Genomic DNA, 18,126 nt, shown 5'->3' on the forward strand with positions numbered 1-18,126 from the left:
TAGCGCAGCTTCAGAAAAGCGTGTCAGCAAAATGACAGTTGTCAGTGTTGGCAATTCAAGTGAAGTCGGGCCTTTTGATATCAAGTCCTTGACTGTCTTAGTAAAGTGGCTGTTTTATTGGGCTTTACGGGGATTTGACAAAGCGATAAACGGTAGTAATCCATAGATTTTTACATTCTGTGACGTATTTTCGTGTCATTTTTGGGGTAACTTTTTTTTGACGCGTGCTTCGGATGAAGCATTTCTTGCGCTTTGAAAATCGGCTGCTAACGTGCAGGAACGAAGTGCTTTGGATACGGCGATCTGGTCGAGGAAAACATGGCCCGTTACCTCAAGGAACTGCTGCTGGTTCTGTACCTGCTCAAGGGATACGACTATTACCTCGACCGTCTCACCGCGTTGGGCCTGGGGTTCGCAACGTTGCTGTTCGGCGCCATGTTCACGGTGCTGGTGCTGGCGCTGTGGATGAGTGCCTACATACGCCAGACCCTGGTGAGGCATGTGTTTGCCTTGGCGATGTTTGTTTCAGCGGTGTTTTTCGAGGTGTACACCCGGGTCACGGACAGTTACCTGACCTATAGCCAGTTCGTTTCGCTGGTGTACTCGGGGGGATTTATCCAGGAGGCGGCTTATCAGTACCGCGACGTGATTATCCGCGCGGTGATCAGCGGCTTGCTGCTGTTATTCGGCATCGCGCTCAAGCCTCGGCGGTCGGTGCGGTTGCCCGGTTATCTGCCGATAGCGGCGCCGGTGCTGGGCATGTTGTTGCTCAGTGGCGTGTTGTTCGTGCGGGCGGGCGAGGGCGCGCGCGGCCTGCCGGTGATGTACACGCCGTTGGCCTATTTGAATCTGTTTGCCTACGAGTCCTTGCACAGCACCATCGGTCCCCGGGAGCCGGTCACCCTGGTGCGACGGTCGTCTTTGATCGAGCAGGATATCGTGCTGATCATCGATGAAAGCATTGGCGGCAATTACCTGGATATCAACGCGCCATTCGGCGTGCACACCGGGCTGAAGACGCCGCCGGAGGGCGTGGACATCTTCAATTTCGGTTATGCGGCCTCCATCGCCAATTGCAGCGCCGACACCAACGTCACCCTGCGCTATGGCGGCACGCGCGCCGACTACATACGCATCAACAGCACCCGGCCGTCGATTTGGCAATATGCCAAAAAGGCGGGTTTGCGTACCGTCTACATCGACGCCCAGCGCACTGGTGGCTACCTGCAAAACCTGATGACCGAGCTGGAAAAACAGGACATCGACGAATTCGTCCAATTCGACCAGGCCAGCGTGCGCGACCGTGACATGGCGGCTGCGGCGAAGTTGATCGAACTGCTGGGCGACAACCAGGCCGAACTGGTGGTGATCAACAAGGTGGGGGCGCATTTCCCGGTACACGACAAATACCCCGACGACTTCATGAACTACCGCCCGGCCTTGCCGCGAGGGCAGTTCCAGGAGGTGGCCGACACCGCTAGCCGCGATGGCTTCAACGGCCAGAAAGATGACTGGTTGCTGTATCGCAATGCTTACCAGAACACCTTGCTGTGGAACGTCGGCGAGTTCTTCAAGCGAATCTTCCAGCAGGCCGATTTGAGCCATGCCGTGCTGATCTACACCTCCGACCACGGCCAGGACCTGCACGAGCGTGGCAACCCCGGGCTCAACACCCATTGCGGCGGTGACCCGGTGGCGGAGGAGGGGTTGGTGCCGTTGGTAGTGATCCAGGGCAGCCAATTGCACACCCTTGATTGGCGTGATGCCTGGGCCCGGAACAAGGACCGTTCGAGCCACTACAACATCTTCCCGACGCTGTTGCAGTTGATGGGTTACGACCCGGCCGGGGTTGAATCGGCCTATGGGAAATCCCTGAGCCAACCAACCGATGATGATTTCACTTTCAACTATCGCTTTAATGCGCGGTTGGGGGCCAAGCCGGCTTGGAAACACATCGACTTGGGCGACATCGTGACACCGCAGTCCGGCCAGGTGGAGATGGCGGTGGGGCGTTGACTGGAGCTGAGTTCTTGTTGATTGAGTACATATCCATTGCTGCGGTAACGGCCACTTAGGGTTTCGCCCTGACGGCGACTCACTTTTTTTCAAACGCCAAAAAAAGTAAGCAAAAAAGGCTTGCCCCACCACTCGGCACCTCGCTTAGGCTCGGTGTGCCCTCACTCCGGCATTGCTCCGTGGGCCGCCGCGAAGGGCCATCCATGGCCCAGCGCGGCTATCCCGGCATCCATGCCGGGATGCCCACTGCGCAATGCCTGCGTTCGGCCATCGTGGTTAACGGGGCGCCGAGATCAAAATCCAAAGCAACAGCAACAGCAACAGCAACAGCAACAGCAACAGCAACAGCAACAGCAACAGCAACAGCAACAGCAACAGCAACAGCAACAGCAACAGCGAGGAAAATGCCGGCATCTATGTGGCTGAGCCACCGCTATCGCGAGCAAGCCCGCTCCCACAGGAGAAACGCGGTCCCACCAAGAACCAGGTCGGCTATCAGGCCGCCTCGCGATGGACGTTGATCTCGGCGCCCCGTTAACCACGCTGGCCGAACGCAGGCATTGTGGAGTGGGCATCCCGGCATGGATGCCGGGATAGCTGCGCTGGGCCATGGATGGCCCTTCGCGGCGGGCCCACGGAGCAATGCCGGAGTGAGGGCATGCCGAGCCTAGGCGAGGCACCGAGTGGTGGGGCAGAAGCGCTTTGGTTACTTTCGCGCTTTTCGAAAGTGACCCGCCGTCAGGGCGGAACCCTAAGTCGCCGTTACCGCAGCAACGGATATACACCCCCATCCGACAAGCAAATACCAAGGTTCACCAGCGAAATGGGGACGCACAGCTGTATTGGCCGATGGGGCCCATCACTCAACTCCGCTATCCTGAACCTCAAGTCCACCCGTCGAGCCTTTCCATGCTTGAAGTCCGCCAAGTGCACAAAAGCTATCCCACGCCTCAGGGCCCATTGCCAGTGCTGCAAGGCATCGATCTGACACTGATGCCCGGCAGCAGTCTGGCGCTGATGGGGGAGTCGGGCAGTGGCAAGAGCACCCTGCTGCACCTGGTCGCTGGGCTGGACAAGGTCGATCGCGGCAGCATTCGCAGTGGCGAGTATCGGCTCGATGGCATGAGTGAAAGCCAGTTGGCGAATTGGCGACGCACGGAAATCGGCCTGGTATTCCAGCAGTTCAACCTCATCAGCAGCTTGTCGGTGGAGGACAACCTGGCGTTCCAGGCGCGTCTGTGCGGCCGTCATGACGCAGCGTGGCAAGCCCATCTGGTACAGCGGCTCGGGCTTTCAGGGCTGTTGCGGCGTTATCCCGAGCAACTGTCCGGCGGCCAGCAACAGCGGGTAGCGCTGGGGCGGGCATTGGCTTCGCGACCGCCCTTGTTGCTGGCCGATGAACCCACCGGCAGCCTCGACGAAGCCACCAGCGACGAAGTCCTGCAACTGCTACTGGAACTGCTGGAGGGCAGCCCCACCAGCCTGCTGATGGTGACCCACAGTCCACGGGTGGCAGCTCGCCTGGCCCAGCGCGTGGTATTGCACGGCGGGCAGTTGGCGCAGGTGACCCAGGGGTGATGATTTTTCGCCAGACCCTCAAGGCCCTGCTCAGCCATTGGCGCCAACACCCGGTGCAATTCTTCAGCGTGCTGACCGGCCTGTGGCTGGCAACCAGCCTGCTCACTGGCGTGCAAGCGCTGAACAGTCAGGCCCGGGACAGCTACGCTCGGGCCAGCCAATTGATCGGCGGCGAACCCCAGGCCAGCCTCAGTGCACCCGGTGGTGGCACCTTCCCCCAGCAATGGTTTGTCGAGCTGCGGCGTCAGGGCTGGCCGGTGTCGCCAGTGTTGCAGGCTCGGGTGCTGCTCAAGGACCACGAGGATCAGCGCCTGCAACTGACCGGCATCGACCCGGTGTCGCTGCCGCCCGGTGCCGCGCTGGCGGGGCAGGCGCGGGAGATGACTGAGGTGGTGGCGTTCTTTACCGACCCCGGCCGCACCTGGATCGCCCCGCAAACCTTGCAAGCCCTGGGGCTGACCGAGGGCGACCGACCCCGGAGTGTCGATGGGCAAACCCTGCCGCCGTTGCATGCCCAGGAGGACATGGCGCCGGGCGTGCTGTTGATGGACATCGGTTTTGCCCAACAGGTACTCGGGTTGCCAGAGCAACTGTCGCGACTGTTGTTGCCCGCCACGTTCAGTGCCGCATTACCGGAAGCGTTCACCGGTCGCCTGCAACTCAAGCACGCCGATGAAGAAAACAACCTGTCGCGCCTGACCGAAAGTTTTCACCTGAACCTTGATGCCTTGGGGTTTTTATCCTTCGTGGTGGGACTGTTCATCGTTCACGCGGCCATCGGCCTGGCCCTGGAGCAACGCCGCAGTCTGTTGCGGACCCTGCGCGCCTGTGGTGTCAGTGCGCGGGTGCTGGTCACCAGCCTGACCATCGAACTGGGCGCGTTGGCCTTGCTGGGCGGGATCGCCGGGGTGCTCAGCGGCTATTGGCTGGCGAGCCTGTTGTTGCCCGATGTCGCGGCGAGCCTGAGAGGTTTGTATGGCGCCGAAGTGGCCGGGCACTTGAACCTCAGCCCGTGGTGGTGGTTCAGCGGTGTCGGTCTGAGTCTGCTCGGTGCGCTGCTGGCCGGGGCTGACAGTCTTTTGCGGGCGGCGCGCCTGCCCTTGCTGGCGCTGGCCAACCCCCAGGCCTGGCATCAGGCCCATGCCCGATGGCTGCGACGCCAGGGTTGGGTGGCGACGGTGGCGGCATTGATTGCCGCATCGGCGTTGATCTGGGGCGATAGCCTGGCCAGTGGTTTTGTCCTGATGACCGCCTTGTTGCTGGGCGCGGCGCTGGCCTTGCCGGTGTTGCTCAACAGCGCGCTGAAGCGGTTGTCGAGGCGCAGCCGCTCGGTGCTCGGGCAGTGGTTTCTTGCCGATTGTCGCCAGCAATTGCCGACATTGAGCCTGGCGCTGATGGCTTTGTTGCTGGCGCTGGCGGCCAATATCGGCGCCGGCAGCATGACCGCCGGCTTTCGCCAGACCTTCAGCAACTGGCTCGAACAACGGTTGACCGCCGAGTTGTATATCAACCCGCAGACCCCGGCCCAGGCGGACGAACTGCACGCTTGGCTCAAGCAACAACCGGCGATCACTGCCGTCGTTCCCCTCTGGCAAGTCTCGGTCCCGTTGCAGGGCTGGCCGACGGATATCCACGGCATCATCGATCACCCCCACTATCGACAGCATTGGCCGCTGCTGGAATCGGCCGGCGACAAGCCGTGGGAGCAACTGGCCGCCGCCGACACCCTCATGCTCAGCGAACAACTGGCACGGCGTCTCAAGGTGAGTACCGGCGATCAGTTGACCCTGCCGACACCCCAGGGGCCATGGGCACTGCGCATCGTTGGCATCTACGCCGACTACGGCAATCCCAAGGGCCATGTGCTGGTCAACGTCGATCACTTGCTGGCGCACTGGCCGAACCTGACGCCGAACCGTTTCAACCTGCGCATCGAACCGTCCGCGATCCCGGCGCTACTGACAGCGTTGCAAGACCGGTTCAGCCTGGATGACAGCCGCATCGTCGACCAGGCCCGGCTCAAGGGCTGGTCGACCCAGGTGTTCGAGCGAACCTTCGCCGCCACCGCTGCCCTCAACAGCCTGACCCTGGCGGTGGCCGGGGTGGCGTTGTTCATCAGTCTGCTGACCCAGAGCCAGAGTCGCCTCGCTCAGTTGGCGCCGCTGTGGGCGCTGGGGGTGACGCGTCGGCAGTTGATGCTGCTCAACCTCGGCCAGACCTGGCTGCTGGCGCTGCTGACCTTGGTCCTGGCGTTGCCGCTGGGCATCGCCCTGGCCTGGTGCCTGGACACGGTGATCAACGTGCAGGCTTTCGGTTGGCGCCTGCCATTGCGGGTGTTCCCGTTGCAATTGGTGCAATTGCTGGCCCTGGCGATGCTCGCCACGCTGCTGGCATCGGCCTGGCCGCTGTATGCGTTGTACCGCACGCAGCCGGCGGATTTGCTGAGGACCTTTGCCCATGAAGATTAGAGTCGGCGTGTTGTTGCTGCTGGCATTGCTCAGCGGTTGTGATGACTCCGCGCCAGCGCCAAAGGGCTTTGCCGGCCTCGGCGACCAGGCTGTGGCCTTCACCCCGGTGGTGCCTGGGCGGGTATTCAGTTTCCCCGCCGACCACGGGACTCATGAAGGTTTTCGTATCGAGTGGTGGTACGTCACCGCCAATCTCAAGGATGCCCAGGGGCATGAGTTCGGCGTGCAATGGACGTTGTTTCGCAGCGCCTTGAATGCCGCGCCCCAGGCCGGCGGCTGGCGCAACCAGACGATCTGGCTCGGCCACGCGGCGGTCACATCCGCCACCGTGCACCATGCCGCCGAACGTTATGCACGAGGCGGGGTGGGGCAGGCCGGGGTACGGACGACACCCTTCGAGGCCTGGATCGACGACTGGCGCTTCGGCACTCGAACGACGGGCGTCGACCCGCTGGCGGATATGCAATTGCAGGCCCGGGACCCGCGCTTCAGCTATGCATTGCGGCTGACGTCGAGCCGGCCGCTGGTGTTGCAGGGCGATCAAGGTTTCAGCCAGAAATCCGAACAGGAGCAGGCGTCGTACTACTACAGCCAGCCGTTCTTCCAGGCCAGCGGTGAATTGGAAATCGATGGCCAGCGTTACGCGGTCAGCGGCCCGGCCTGGCTCGACCGCGAATGGAGCAGCCAGCCCCTGAGCGCAAACCAGACTGGCTGGGATTGGTTTTCCCTGCACTTGGACAACGGCGAGCACCTGATGCTCTACCGCATGCGCCACAAGGACGGCGCGCCGTATCTCACGGGCACCTGGATCGATGCCCTGGGCCACGCGCAAACCCTGCACGCCGGGGAGATCAGCCTGGCGCCACTGGAAAGCGCCAAGGTCGCCGGGCGGTCGATGCCGGTGCGCTGGTCGATCAAGATCCCTGCCAGGCAGCTCGACGTGACGACCCAACCCTTGAACCCCAACGCCTGGATGAACTTGCAGATTCCTTATTGGGAAGGGCCGGTGCGATTGAACGGTAGCCACGTCGGCAACGGCTACCTGGAAATGACCGGCTACTGAGAATCGCCGGAACTCCCCACGAATCTCAGCCCTCATACCTTATGAATGCCTCGCAGGAGCCCGTCATGAGCGATGACCTCAAACCCCCGTCGCTGGCCGATTGGCAGCGGCTGTTCGACGACAAGGCCTATTGGCAACAATCACCCGACGTTCATTTCACCGAGCTGATGCGAGTGGCCAATGACCTGTTCGGCCAGGGTGCCATCGACCTGGCGCAGTGGCAGGCGCTGAAGACCAAGGCTGAGCAACTGCACCAGCGCTCCCCCGATGCCAACGTCGCTGAAGAAGTCGCCGACCCTGATGCCTGATTGCCAGGCTTGAACAACCAAGGAGTTCGTCATGAACCACCGTTCCGATCAAACGCCGCACAACCCTGACGAGCCGGCGATGCCTGGCGAAGTGGAACGCGACAACGACGCCTTGCGCCCCAACGATCCCGCCAAGCGCAAACAGCAGCAGGGGGATGCGGAAGCGGGAGAGACCGATGCGCAGAAAACCGGTCGCCGTGGTTGAGGTGGCGCATCAAGGATAAATAATTATTTAAATGGACTCGCGGAAATATCCTGCAAGTTCCACTAATATTGTGCCGTTCGCCCAGTGTCAGGCTCTTTACCAGTGCATGGATTGCCGAGGCCGTCGCACTGGGCGAACACCTCTGAGGGAAAATATCCCTGTTTACTTCAATGCACATCGGCCAGCAGACCTGGCCGGTGCATTGACGAGTGCGCGGACTTAACCGGCGGCCGGTGCACGCCAGTCATCGACGCCCAGCGTGCTGCAGGCTATGTGATTCCAGGTGATCTTGCGGTACGAGAAGTGCACATCTTGCAAGTGAGTGAAATGTGAATTTGCCGGGTCTTGGCAGTTGAGCATGTAGTCCTTGATTTCGACGATAATCGCGTCCTCCAGCGTAGTGGTGTAGTAATGCTCTTGGGTTCCGGAGGCTGAAGTGCGGTACCACTTGATTTCAACTTTGGCCAGGGTTTCGCCGCGGCACAGGACTTCCTGCAGCATCGGTGAGGTTCTGTCAAAGACTTTAGTGATGACCAAGGGTTGGTGTATGCGTTGACCAGTTGGCTGACCGGACTGGGGGTCTCGTGGAATGGTCACCTGATGCTGGAAACCTTGCACCATGATTTCGTCTTTATGACCTTCCTGATAAATGTTACCCACCGAGTCGGCGGTAAACGCCTTCTCGGTCAGTAATATTTGACTGTTGTCTGTAATGGTCATGTACGCGGGGGTAGCCAATGGATGCTCTCCTTCCTGGATAACGATGGGGCCTGGGACTGGATTCGCCCGAGGTGGCCTGACGATTATCAAGAGCTATGCCATTTTTAAAAAAACTTTAAATATCAATAAGTTGATTTTGTATCGGGCTGATCCTTCCTCCAAACAGACCAGAAAGCGCTCAAAGACTTGCCCGGCCCATTGCAGTGCCTCGCGGTTCCACCAGGCACCGCGATGCCCGGGTCGGCAGGCCAAGAAAGGCGCGCCGCGTGCATGCCTCTCAGGCAGTTTTTTGCCGTTTTGTCCTTCGGCTTATTCCTACACGCCCAATGCAGCCCTGCACTCATCGATGGATCGCTGTTGTGTCTGGGCGTACAGCCCCAACTCATCGATGGTCGCCCGCCCCAGCGCTGCTTCAAAGGCGTGGCGATTGGACTGCCCGGCGTAGTGGCTCTGGGCAGCATCGCCAAGGTTCGACTGGAAAATGCCGGCGGCGCTGACCGGCAGGAAGTCTTCATACACCAAGGGTTCGGCACGCAGGTATTGCTGCTCCAACAGGCGTTCCAGCGAGGCCGTGCGCTCGACGCTGCCCTTGGCGGCGAGGCCCTTGGGCGTCACGAAATAACGGAAGTACGCCAGTGCTTCTCGACGCAGCTCATCGTGGTTGTCGGGGAATTGGGCAAAGTGCTCGCTCATCAGCGTGTTGTAGTGTTCGGCGTTGGCCTCGTTGGGGAAATCCCCCAACGCATCCCGCGCAGCGTTGAGCAATCGATCGTAGAGCGCACGACCCTTGGGCGTGAGGGCGGCGCCGCGTTGCTCGATTTCGCCAAAACGAGCGCTGTGGCTGCCTTGGGATTGTGATTGATCGGTGAAGCTGACCGGCTCATCGAGGGCCTTGAAGCTGGTCTGGCGCAGCAGGATCGGGTATTGGCGGCGAGGCGGGCCTTCGATCACGGCTTTGGGCGTGATGCCGTGCACGGGCATCCGGGCCTGGACGATGTCGATGTCCAGGGTGCGCGGTGTCAGGTGATTGATGTGCGGGCCCTTGAACGCCACCACATCGGCGATCAACCGATGTTGGGCGCTCAGTTGTCGGTACTGCTCGGCGGTGACCGTGGCGCTGTGGTGCCAGCGAAAGGTTTCCAGGGCTTGTAGGACGAAGTCCTCAGCCTGGGACTCGCTCAGGCCACCCTGGTATTCGGCCTGTTCGATGAGCTCAAGGGCTCTGGGGGTGAAGATCTGCCGTTTGTCCAACACTGACTCGGCAAAGGCCCGAAGCTCGGCGTTCTCGATCAGTTCCAGGCGCAGTAGCGAGGTAAACACCCGGAACGGGCTGACCTGCAACGCGCTTTCGTGCACGGCGCGGAAGGCGGTGGAATGCACCGGCACCCCGGCAGGCGTGAGGTCGTAGTAGCCCACCGGCTGCATGCCCATGACCGCGAACAGACGCCCCAGGGTCGCCAGCTCGGCGGCGGTACCGACGCGGATCGCGCCGTGGCGTTCCAGGTCCAGGCGTTCGAGTTCGCCGGTGCTGCGCAGGTGTGCGGCCAGGATCGGGTCTTCGGCCAGCACCTGGGCGTTGGTGTGCTCCACCAGCTTCATCAGGGCGCCATACAGCGGCACCTCGTCGCGGTACATGTCAGACATCGCTCTAGAGAAGCGTTGGCGGATCAGGTCGGGGCTGACGAAGCTCATCGTAAGAATTCCTGGCGAGGGCTGTGGGAAAGTTGGACGAAAGATCGCAGCCTTCGCCGGCCCCGGCAAACGAAGAATCTTCAGGACTTCATTCTGCCAGGGACTGATCCACCAGCTCGATCCAGTGCCGCACGGGCGTGCGCCCGGCGCCGTCGAGGTGGTTCTGGCAGCCGACGTTGGCGGTGACGATCAGCTCCGGCTGGCCACTTTCCAGCGCATTGAGGCGGTTGTCGCGCAATTGCCGCGCCAGGGCGGGCTGGGTCAGCGAATAGGTGCCCGCCGAGCCGCAACACAAATGGCCGTCGGGCACCTCGGTGAGGTTGAAACCCAGCCGCGTCAGCAGTGCCTCGATGCTGCCGCCGAGTTTCTGCGCGTGCTGCAAGGTGCAGGGGCAATGCACGGCAATGCGCTGGTTCCTGGCCGCGCAGATCTGTTCCAGCGGTTCCTTGCCGAGCACTTGCACCAGGTCCAGCGCCCGTTCAGTCACCTGCTGGGCCTTGGCGGCATAGGCAGGGTCATGCTCCAGCAGGTGCCCGTAGTCCTTGATGAAGGCCCCGCAGCCGCTGGCGGTCTGGACGATGGCTTCAGCACCGTTTTCCAGGTGCGGCCACCAGGCGTCGATGTTCTGTCGGGCGCGGTCCAATCCGGTGGCCTGAGCGTCGAGGTGATACTCCAGCGCACCGCAGCAGCCGGCCTGCGCACAGGGGATCACGCTGATGCCGAGTCGATCCAGCACTCGCGCTGCCGAGGCATTGGTGTTGGGCGACAGGCCCGGTTGCACGCAACCTTCGAGCATCAACACCGTACGCCGATGCCGCAGAGGCGGGCGTTCGCCGTGAGACGGGGAAGGGCGGGGCAACTTGGCGGTCAGGTTCGCCGGCAGCAACGGACGGAAGACCGCGCCAAGACGCAGCAGGGCCTTGAACCGCTCGGGGCTGGCGGCCAGGCTTCGCAGCCCCAGGCGCAGCGCACGTTGGTCGGCGGGGCGCGGTACGGCTTGGTCGACCACCGCCCGGCCGATGTCCAGCAGGTTGTGGTAATCCACACCGGACGGGCAGGTGGTTTCGCAGTTGCGACACGACAGGCAGCGATCCAGGTGCAACTGGGTGCTGGCTGTCGCCGGCTGGCCTTCGAGCACTTGCTTGATCAGGTAGATGCGTCCGCGCGGGCCGTCCAGTTCATCGCCGAGCAATTGGTAAGTGGGGCAGGTGGCGTTGCAGAAACCGCAATGCACGCAACTGCGCAGGATCCGTTCGGCTTCTTCGGCGCGGGGCAGGTTTTTGCTTTCCTCACTGAAGCGAGTCTGCATAGTTAGTGTCCTGTATCACAAATGCTGTTCCTTTTTGACGGCGTCTGTTGTCGTCATGCTGCGTTGCCGCTCCTCGCCATCGCGAGCTATGACGCGTCGCGGCGCCTTGCCTGACGACAACAGCCACTCGTCAAAAAAGGAGCGCATTTGCGACACAGGGCACTAAAGCTCCGGGTACATCCGACCAGGGTTGAACAGTCCCAGGGGATCGAGCTGGGCCTTGAGTTGCCGGTGATAGCGCAGCAGCGCCGGGGCCAGTGGCTGGAACGGTGTGTCGCTGGCACCCTGACGATAGCAGGTGGCATGGCCGCCGACTTCATGGGCCAGGGCTTGCACCGTGTCGGCCTCGGTTTTCAACCAGCGTTGGGCACCGGCCCAGTCGATCAGTTGCGCGCCCGGCAGGGTGAGCGGCCCGGTATGGTTGGGCAGCGACAGGCGCCACAGCGGCACGCCTTCATCGAAGAAGGCCAACTGATGTTCATTGAGTGCCGTCCAGTATTGATCGTCGATCACCTCGCCACCAAAACGCTGATGAGCGGCGCTGACCGAGCCTTCGCCACCCTCCAGGCGCAGCTGCAGACAGTCGCCGTCATGGCTGGCGGCGCTGATGGGCAGGGGCTGACGGCCCCATTCGGCGAGTTTCCCCAAGGCCTCGGTGCTGTCCAGTTCCAGGCGGATACTCAGGCTGTGACGGGGTTTGGGCAGGACCTTCAAGGAAACTTCGGTGATGACCCCCAGGCAACCGAAACTGCCGGCCAACAGGCGCGACAGATCGTAGCCGGCGACGTTTTTCATCACCTCGCCGCCGAAACGCAACAGCGTGCCGTGGCCACTGATCAGGCGCGTGCCCAGGACGAAGTCGCGCACCGAACCGGCCCATGGACGACGCGGCCCCGATAGCCCGGCGGCGACCATGCCGCCGACCGTGGCGTCATCGCCAAATGCTGGCGGTTCGCAGGGCAGCCGTTGCCCGGCGGCGTCGAGGGCGGCAAGCAGTTCCCGCAGCGGGGTGCCGGCCCGGGCCGTGATGACCAGTTCGGTGGGGTCGTAGTGGACGATGCCACGATGCACGCGGGTGTCCAGCACTTCGCCAGCCACTTCGCGCCCCAGGAAGGCCTTGCTGTTCGACCCCTGGATACGCAGCGGCGTGGCGTTGGCCCGGGCGCGATTGACCTGTTCGAGCAGCAGGTCGCTGGCGTCCTGGTCGGCTTCGCGGCTCATCAGAAACGCTCCAGTTCAGGAAACGGCAGTTGCCCGCCATGGATGTGCATGGCACCGAATTCGGCGCAGCGGTGCAGGGTGGGGATGTTCTTGCCGGGGTTGAGCAGGCCTTGGGGATCGAACGCTGCTTTTACCGCGTGGAACAGGTTCAGTTCGTCGCTGTTGAACTGCGTGCACATCTGATTGATTTTTTCCCGGCCCACACCGTGCTCGCCGGTGATGCTGCCGCCCACCTGGACACACAGTTCGAGGATTTTCCCGCCCAGGGTTTCGGCGCGCTCCAGTTCGCCGGGCTGGTTGGCATCGAACAGGATCAGCGGGTGCATGTTGCCGTCGCCGGCGTGAAAGACGTTGGCGACGCGCAGGCCATGCTCGGCACCGAGGCTGGCGATGCGCTGCAGTACTTCGGGCAAGGCGCGTCGCGGGATCGTGCCGTCCATGCAGTAATAATCCGGCGCCAGGCGCCCCACCGCCGGGAAGGCGTTCTTGCGCCCGGCCCAGAACCGCAGCCGTTCGGCCTCGTCCCGCGCCTGGCGCACTTCGGTGGCACCGGCCTGCTCCAACACTTGGCGGACCCGTTCACAATCGTCATGGACATCGGCCTCGACCCCATCCAGTTCACACAGCAGGATCGCTTCGGCCTCCACCGGATAGCCGGCGTGGATGAAGTCCTCGGCGGCGCGGATCGCCAGGTTGTCCATCATTTCCAGGCCGCCGGGAATGATCCCGGCGGCGATGATGTCGGCCACCGCTCGCCCGGCCTTGTCCACCGAATCGAAACTGGCCAGCAGCACCTTGGCGACCTGGGGCCGGGGCAGCAATTTGACCGTCACTTCGGTGATCACCCCCAGCAAACCTTCGGAACCGGTGAACAGCGCCAGCAAGTCCAGGCCCGGCGAGTCCAGGGCTTCGCTGCCGAGGGTCAGGCGTTCGCCTTCGATGGTGAGGATTTCCAGTTTCAACAGGTTGTGCACCGTCAGGCCGTACTTGAGGCAGTGCACGCCACCGGCGTTTTCCGCGACATTGCCGCCGATGGAACAGGCGATTTGCGATGAGGGATCCGGTGCGTAATACAGCCCGAACGGTGCCGCCGCCTGGGAGATCGCCAGGTTGCGCACACCGGGTTGAAGCCGCGCGGTGCGGGCGTCGGGGTCGATGTGCAGGATCTGGTTGAACCGCGCCATCACCAGCAATACGCCGCTTTCCAGGGGCAGGGCGCCACCGGACAGACCGGTCCCGGCACCCCTGGCGACCACGGGTACATCCAGCCCATGGCAGAGCTTGAGCAGCGCTTGCACCTGCTCGACGCGCCTGGGCAATGCCACCAGCAGGGGCGTGGTGCGGTAGGCCGACAAGCCATCGCATTCATAGGGCTTGAGGTCTTCCTCCTGGTGCAGGATGTCCAGGTCCGGAATCTGTGCCTGCAAGGCTTGAAGCAGGGCCTGTTTGTCCACCTTGGGCAAGGGGCCGTCGAGGTGTTCGTCGTAGAGGATGTTCATGAAGTCGATACCTCTGGGTCGGCTGGAATCCCTGTGGGAGCTTGCTTGCGATGGCGGTGGGGCAGCTTGCATCCCCCGTTGAATGTGTCACCGCTATCGCGAGCAAGCTCGCTCCCACAGGGCGTTCATTTTGTTTTATACATTGCCGTCACTGCCCCAACCCCTTGAGAAATTCCCGATACAGCGCCGCGGTTTTCCCCGGTCGTTCGACCATGGGCATGTGGCCGATACCGTCCCAGATTTCCACCCGCAAATCGGCGATGCCCTTGCTCCACACCGGCACGCTGCTGACGTCGATCAGGCGGTCCTTGCGCCCCCAGAGTAGCAGCGACGGGGCGCGGATGTCGGCCAGGTGCGGTTCCATCGGCGGGCTGGCGCGAAAATCGACGAAGATCTCCGCCAGTTCATCGCGGCGCTGTTCGTAACGTTCGGCCATTGCCGCCAGTACCACGCTGGGCACCCAGGGCGGGGAGGCCATGGTCATTGCGTAGAACGGCGCGAAATCGTCCCGCGAGTCGACGAGGAACGGGTTATGCCCGGCGGCCAGGTGGCGTTCCATGTCGCTGGCCTGGGGGGCGGTGACACCGGCCGGATCGATCAGCGCCAGGGTGAGCACGCGCTCGGGCGACGTGGCCGCCAGCCATGCGGCGAGGTAACCGCCCATGGAATTGCCGATCACATGGACCTTGTCCAGGCCGCAGGCGTCGAGCAACTCGATGACCCGCCGGGCCTGGGTCGGGATGTCATAGCCTCCGCCGGCCTTGAAGCCGGTTTCGCCATGGCCGGCCAGGTCGGGCACCACCACCCGGTAGTCGCCGACAAAATGCCGGGCGAAGCGTAGCCAGAGATTCTTGTCGGCGCTGTAGCCATGCAGCATCAGGATGCTGCCGGATGCTTCATAGGGCCCGCCTTGCCAGGTCGAGACGGTCATCTCGCTGATGGGGACGGTGATCTTGTGCAACCGGTAGAGACGTGCCTCCAGCGCCATGCCCATGTCGTACAGCACATGGCCGATGCCTGGATACGTCAACCAGCTCCAGGCGATAAACACGGCAAGGACTACCCACAACACCAGCATGTTTTGCCCTCCATGGATCAGGACAGAATGTGATCGGCCAGTCTGAGCCGACGGGTCAGATACTCTCTAAGTGAAGCTGAAACCCGAGGACATCGCGATGACGTGACGCATTTGCTTTGCTACTTGCTATGACAACCGCTGGATGACTCATGTATAGCCAAAATCCGCGGCAAAGCCCGACATTTGAAGGAGAATAAATACCCCTTCATTCAGTGGTGGCTATTTGATGCCGCCCTGATAGACTCCAAGCTACCCCCCGTCCCAATGACTTGGGAAACCCGCGGTGCAGAGGTTCCTATGCAAAACACGGGAAAAAAGGGACGGACGCTGGCCAGGAGGCTTTATATATCGCGCATTCTGGGCCTGACGCTGGGGTTGCTGTTGGTGAGTGCTGCCATCTTTCCTCTCGAACCGGCGTCGTGGGTCTGGGGGTTCATGCTGTTCAATGGCCTGCTCTGGCCACACTTGTCCTACTGGTGGGCCCGACGTTGCTCGATGCCCTACCACGCCGAACACCTCAATTTATTGATCGATGCGGTGCTTGGCGGCTTCTGGGTCGCGGCAATGCAGTTCAACCCGCTGCCCGCGGCCGTCACGCTGGCGATGATGGCGATGAACAATGTCGCCATTGGTGGCCTGCGTTTCCTGCTCATTGGGGCCTTGGCCCAAGTGGCCGGCATTGTCGTGGGCGTGCTGATCTTCCCGCTGACCAGCGTGCCCATGACCAGCCCGGCGCAGATATATGCGTGTTTGCCGTTGCTGTGCCTGTATCCGATGGCACTGGGTTGGTTCTGCTATCGCCAGGCCTACACGCTGGGCCGGCAAAAGCGCGAATTGCTGGCCCTGAGTCGCACCGACAGCCTGACCGGCTTGCTTAACCATGGCGCCTGGAAAGATCGTCTCAACGAGGAGTTCCAGCGCTGCCAGCGTCACTCGAATGACGGGGCAGGGCGCGGCGCGATTGCGCTGATCGACATCGATCACTTCAAGGCCATCAATGACACCTATGGCCATGTCGCCGGCGACGTCGTGCTGCGCCAGCTTGGCAAGATGCTCAAGCAAAACCTGCGCGCCGCCGATGTGGTCGGGCGTTATGGCGGGGACGAGTTCTGTGTGATCCTGCCGGACCTGACGCTCCACAACGCCGTGCAGGCCATGGACGGGTTGCGCGAGCGCTTCGCGACGCTCAGCTATGAACAGAACCCGGCGCTGAAGGTGAGCCTGAGTATTGGCCTGGCAGCCTTCAACCCGGCTTATGGCGATGCCACCCATTGGCTCAATGATGCCGACCAGGCGCTTTACGAGGCCAAGACCGGCGGGCGCAACCGAGTCACTTGTTTCCGGCATCGGCAGGTGTCGGAGGAATCGGTCATGTCTCCCTGAGGTGGCCACCTGCGGTCTAGAGCCTTGACCCATTGTCGGGTAGGGTGCCTATGGCACTCTTTCGATACGGAACAAGGATGAAATCATGATGATGACCGCTCTTCGCTCCCGTCTGGCCGTCAGTCTTGGCCTGAGCCTGGCCCTCGGCGCCTTCGCCCCCGATGCTTTCGCACAACCCCATCAACAAGTCCTGAGCGACGCCGAACAGTACAAGGGCGAGGCCCTGAAACTGCTTGAGCGGTTGGTGAACATCGACTCTGGCTCAGGCTATGTGCCGGGGTTGACCCAGGTCGGTGATATTGCGATCGATGAATTGACGAAGTTGGGCGCCACCATCGAAAAGGTGCCTGACTCGGACGGTACCCAGCACATCCTGGCGACCCTCAAGGGCACCGGCAAGGCAAAAATCCTGCTGATGGCCCACATGGACACGGTGTTCAAGGAAGGCTCGGCCGCCGAGCGTCCCTTCCACATCAAGGATGGCCGGGCCTATGGGCCGGGGGTGATGGATGACAAGGGCGGCATCGTCGCCGGGATCTACGCCTTGAAGGTGCTCAAGAACCTGGACTTCAAGAACTACGCACAGATTACTTTCCTGCTCGACGCCAGCGAAGAAACCGGCTCGGACGCCGCCACCGACCTGATCAAGAAAATCGCCAAGGCCCATGACGTGACCCTCAACCTTGAACCGGGGCGCCCGGCCGATGGCTTGGTGGTGTGGCGCAAGGGCAGTGCCACGGCGCTGGTGGAGGTCAAGGGCAAGGCGTCCCACGCCGGTGTCGCACCGGAACTGGGGCGCAATGCGGCGATGGAAGCCGCGCACCAGATCTTGCAACTGGGCAAGCTTGGCGACGCGGAAAAGAAAACCACCATCAACTTCACGGTGATCAAGGCCGGCGACCGGACCAACGTGATCCCCGACCAGGCGAGCGCCAAGGCGGATGTGCGGGCGGCGGTGCCGGAAGAGTTCGACCGCATCGAAAAAGACTTGGCCCGGGTGTCGCAGGACAAATTGATCGCCGACACCGAAGTCACCACCAGCCTCAAGCGCGGCCTGCCACCGATGCCGCAGACGGCGGAGTCGGACCGGTTGATGGCCATGGCCCAAGGCATCTATGGCGAACTGGGGCGCAAACTGACTGAAGAAGGTAGCGGTGGAGCGGCGGATGCCAGTCTGTCGGCCGGGGTTGGCACGCCGACGCTGGACGGTTTTGGCATCGTCGGTGGCAACATTCATACGCCGGAGGAATACGCCGAAGTCGAGAGTGTGGTGCCAAGGATTTATCTGTTGTCGCGGATGATCATGGAGTTGGCGGGGCGATAACGCGCTATGTCGTCCTGTGGGAGCGAGCTGCAGCGGCTAGCGCGCTTCGACGTTGTGCCCGACCCTAAGGCGTACAAGCCGGCGGATTCTGGCGTAGTTGTAGGTAATGGCGCAAAGCGACGGAGCTTGGTCCTACATCGAAATCAGCGGGATAAACACACGGCTCTTGTGGCGAGGGAGCTTGCTCCCGCTCGGCTGCGAAGCAGTCGTAAAAACGGCTGATGCGGTCCACCGGAAAGACCGCGTCAGTCCATTCTGGGGC

At 62.1% G+C, this 18,126-nt stretch carries 15 protein-coding genes; 8 read left to right on the plus strand and 7 right to left on the minus strand.

Going from position 1 to position 18,126, the window contains the following annotated elements:
* The first annotated feature begins 318 nt into the window (after window positions 1–318).
* Entirely contained in the window at window positions 319–2,016 is a 1,698-nt protein-coding gene (locus BLO97_RS22295) for a sulfatase-like hydrolase/transferase (RefSeq protein WP_092144338.1), read from the plus strand.
* Window positions 2,017–2,292: 276 nt separating this feature from the next.
* Here BLO97_RS22295 and BLO97_RS31710 read toward each other — a convergent pair whose 3' ends face one another.
* A complete protein-coding gene (locus tag BLO97_RS31710) occupies window positions 2,293–2,430 on the minus strand; it encodes a hypothetical protein (protein ID WP_175489862.1) in 138 nt (45 codons plus the stop codon).
* A gap of 495 nt (window positions 2,431–2,925) precedes the next feature.
* On the opposite strand from BLO97_RS31710, the gene BLO97_RS22305 reads away from it, so the two are divergent.
* The 5 genes from BLO97_RS22305 (at window position 2,926) to BLO97_RS31715 (ending at window position 7,638) form a co-directional block, all read left to right on the plus strand.
* Complete coding sequence (locus BLO97_RS22305; RefSeq protein WP_092144340.1) at window positions 2,926–3,594, plus strand: ABC transporter ATP-binding protein; 669 nt, start codon at window positions 2,926–2,928, stop codon at window positions 3,592–3,594.
* A complete protein-coding gene (locus tag BLO97_RS22310; RefSeq protein ID WP_092348211.1) occupies window positions 3,594–6,062 on the plus strand; it encodes an ABC transporter permease in 2,469 nt (822 codons plus the stop codon). Before BLO97_RS22305 ends, BLO97_RS22310 begins: the two co-directional genes overlap by 1 nt.
* Complete coding sequence (locus BLO97_RS22315) at window positions 6,052–7,125, plus strand: lipocalin-like domain-containing protein (RefSeq protein ID WP_092348214.1); 1,074 nt, start codon at window positions 6,052–6,054, stop codon at window positions 7,123–7,125. Before BLO97_RS22310 ends, BLO97_RS22315 begins: the two co-directional genes overlap by 11 nt.
* 65 nt (window positions 7,126–7,190) lie before the next feature.
* Window positions 7,191–7,433 carry a hypothetical protein gene (locus BLO97_RS22320; protein ID WP_063320368.1) on the plus strand — a complete coding sequence of 81 codons (243 nt, stop codon included), beginning with the start codon at window positions 7,191–7,193 and terminating at the stop codon, window positions 7,431–7,433.
* A gap of 31 nt (window positions 7,434–7,464) precedes the next feature.
* Window positions 7,465–7,638: a hypothetical protein gene (locus tag BLO97_RS31715; RefSeq protein ID WP_170862016.1), complete on the plus strand. Its 174-nt coding sequence runs from the start codon at window positions 7,465–7,467 to the stop codon at window positions 7,636–7,638.
* A 219-nt stretch (window positions 7,639–7,857) separates the two neighbouring features.
* Here the strand turns inward: BLO97_RS31715 and BLO97_RS22325 are convergent, their stop codons facing one another.
* The 6 genes from BLO97_RS22325 to BLO97_RS22350 all read right to left on the minus strand — a co-directional run bounded on the left by BLO97_RS22325 (window position 7,858) and on the right by BLO97_RS22350 (window position 15,157).
* Window positions 7,858–8,376: an Hcp family type VI secretion system effector gene (locus BLO97_RS22325; RefSeq protein ID WP_063320369.1), complete on the minus strand. Its 519-nt coding sequence runs from the start codon at window positions 8,374–8,376 to the stop codon at window positions 7,858–7,860.
* A 297-nt stretch (window positions 8,377–8,673) separates the two neighbouring features.
* Complete coding sequence (locus BLO97_RS22330) at window positions 8,674–10,050, minus strand: 2-oxoadipate dioxygenase/decarboxylase HglS (protein WP_092348219.1); 1,377 nt, start codon at window positions 10,048–10,050, stop codon at window positions 8,674–8,676.
* A gap of 88 nt (window positions 10,051–10,138) precedes the next feature.
* The gene (gene glcF, locus BLO97_RS22335; protein WP_092348227.1) at window positions 10,139–11,359 is read right to left on the minus strand and encodes a glycolate oxidase subunit GlcF; all 1,221 of its coding nucleotides are present in this window, start codon (window positions 11,357–11,359) and stop codon (window positions 10,139–10,141) included.
* Window positions 11,360–11,521: 162 nt separating this feature from the next.
* Entirely contained in the window at window positions 11,522–12,580 is a 1,059-nt protein-coding gene (glcE, locus tag BLO97_RS22340) for a glycolate oxidase subunit GlcE (RefSeq protein ID WP_092348230.1), read from the minus strand.
* Window positions 12,580–14,079 carry a glycolate oxidase subunit GlcD gene (gene glcD, locus BLO97_RS22345; RefSeq protein ID WP_063320373.1) on the minus strand — a complete coding sequence of 500 codons (1,500 nt, stop codon included), beginning with the start codon at window positions 14,077–14,079 and terminating at the stop codon, window positions 12,580–12,582. Before glcD ends, glcE begins: the two co-directional genes overlap by 1 nt.
* Before the next feature lie 148 nt (window positions 14,080–14,227).
* Window positions 14,228–15,157 (minus strand): alpha/beta fold hydrolase, encoded by a 930-nt coding sequence (locus BLO97_RS22350; protein WP_072339780.1) that lies wholly within the window; start codon window positions 15,155–15,157, stop codon window positions 14,228–14,230.
* A 297-nt stretch (window positions 15,158–15,454) separates the two neighbouring features.
* Between BLO97_RS22350 and BLO97_RS22355 the strand changes: the two genes are divergently transcribed.
* Window positions 15,455–16,540: a diguanylate cyclase gene (locus BLO97_RS22355; protein WP_092348232.1), complete on the plus strand. Its 1,086-nt coding sequence runs from the start codon at window positions 15,455–15,457 to the stop codon at window positions 16,538–16,540.
* 85 nt (window positions 16,541–16,625) lie between these two features.
* Window positions 16,626–17,864 (plus strand): M20/M25/M40 family metallo-hydrolase, encoded by a 1,239-nt coding sequence (locus tag BLO97_RS22360; RefSeq protein ID WP_092348238.1) that lies wholly within the window; start codon window positions 16,626–16,628, stop codon window positions 17,862–17,864.
* Window positions 17,865–18,126: the final 262 nt, after the last annotated feature.

This window comes from Pseudomonas sp. NFACC05-1, assembly GCF_900100135.1.
Lineage (GTDB): Bacteria > Pseudomonadota > Gammaproteobacteria > Pseudomonadales > Pseudomonadaceae > Aquipseudomonas > Aquipseudomonas fluorescens_Q.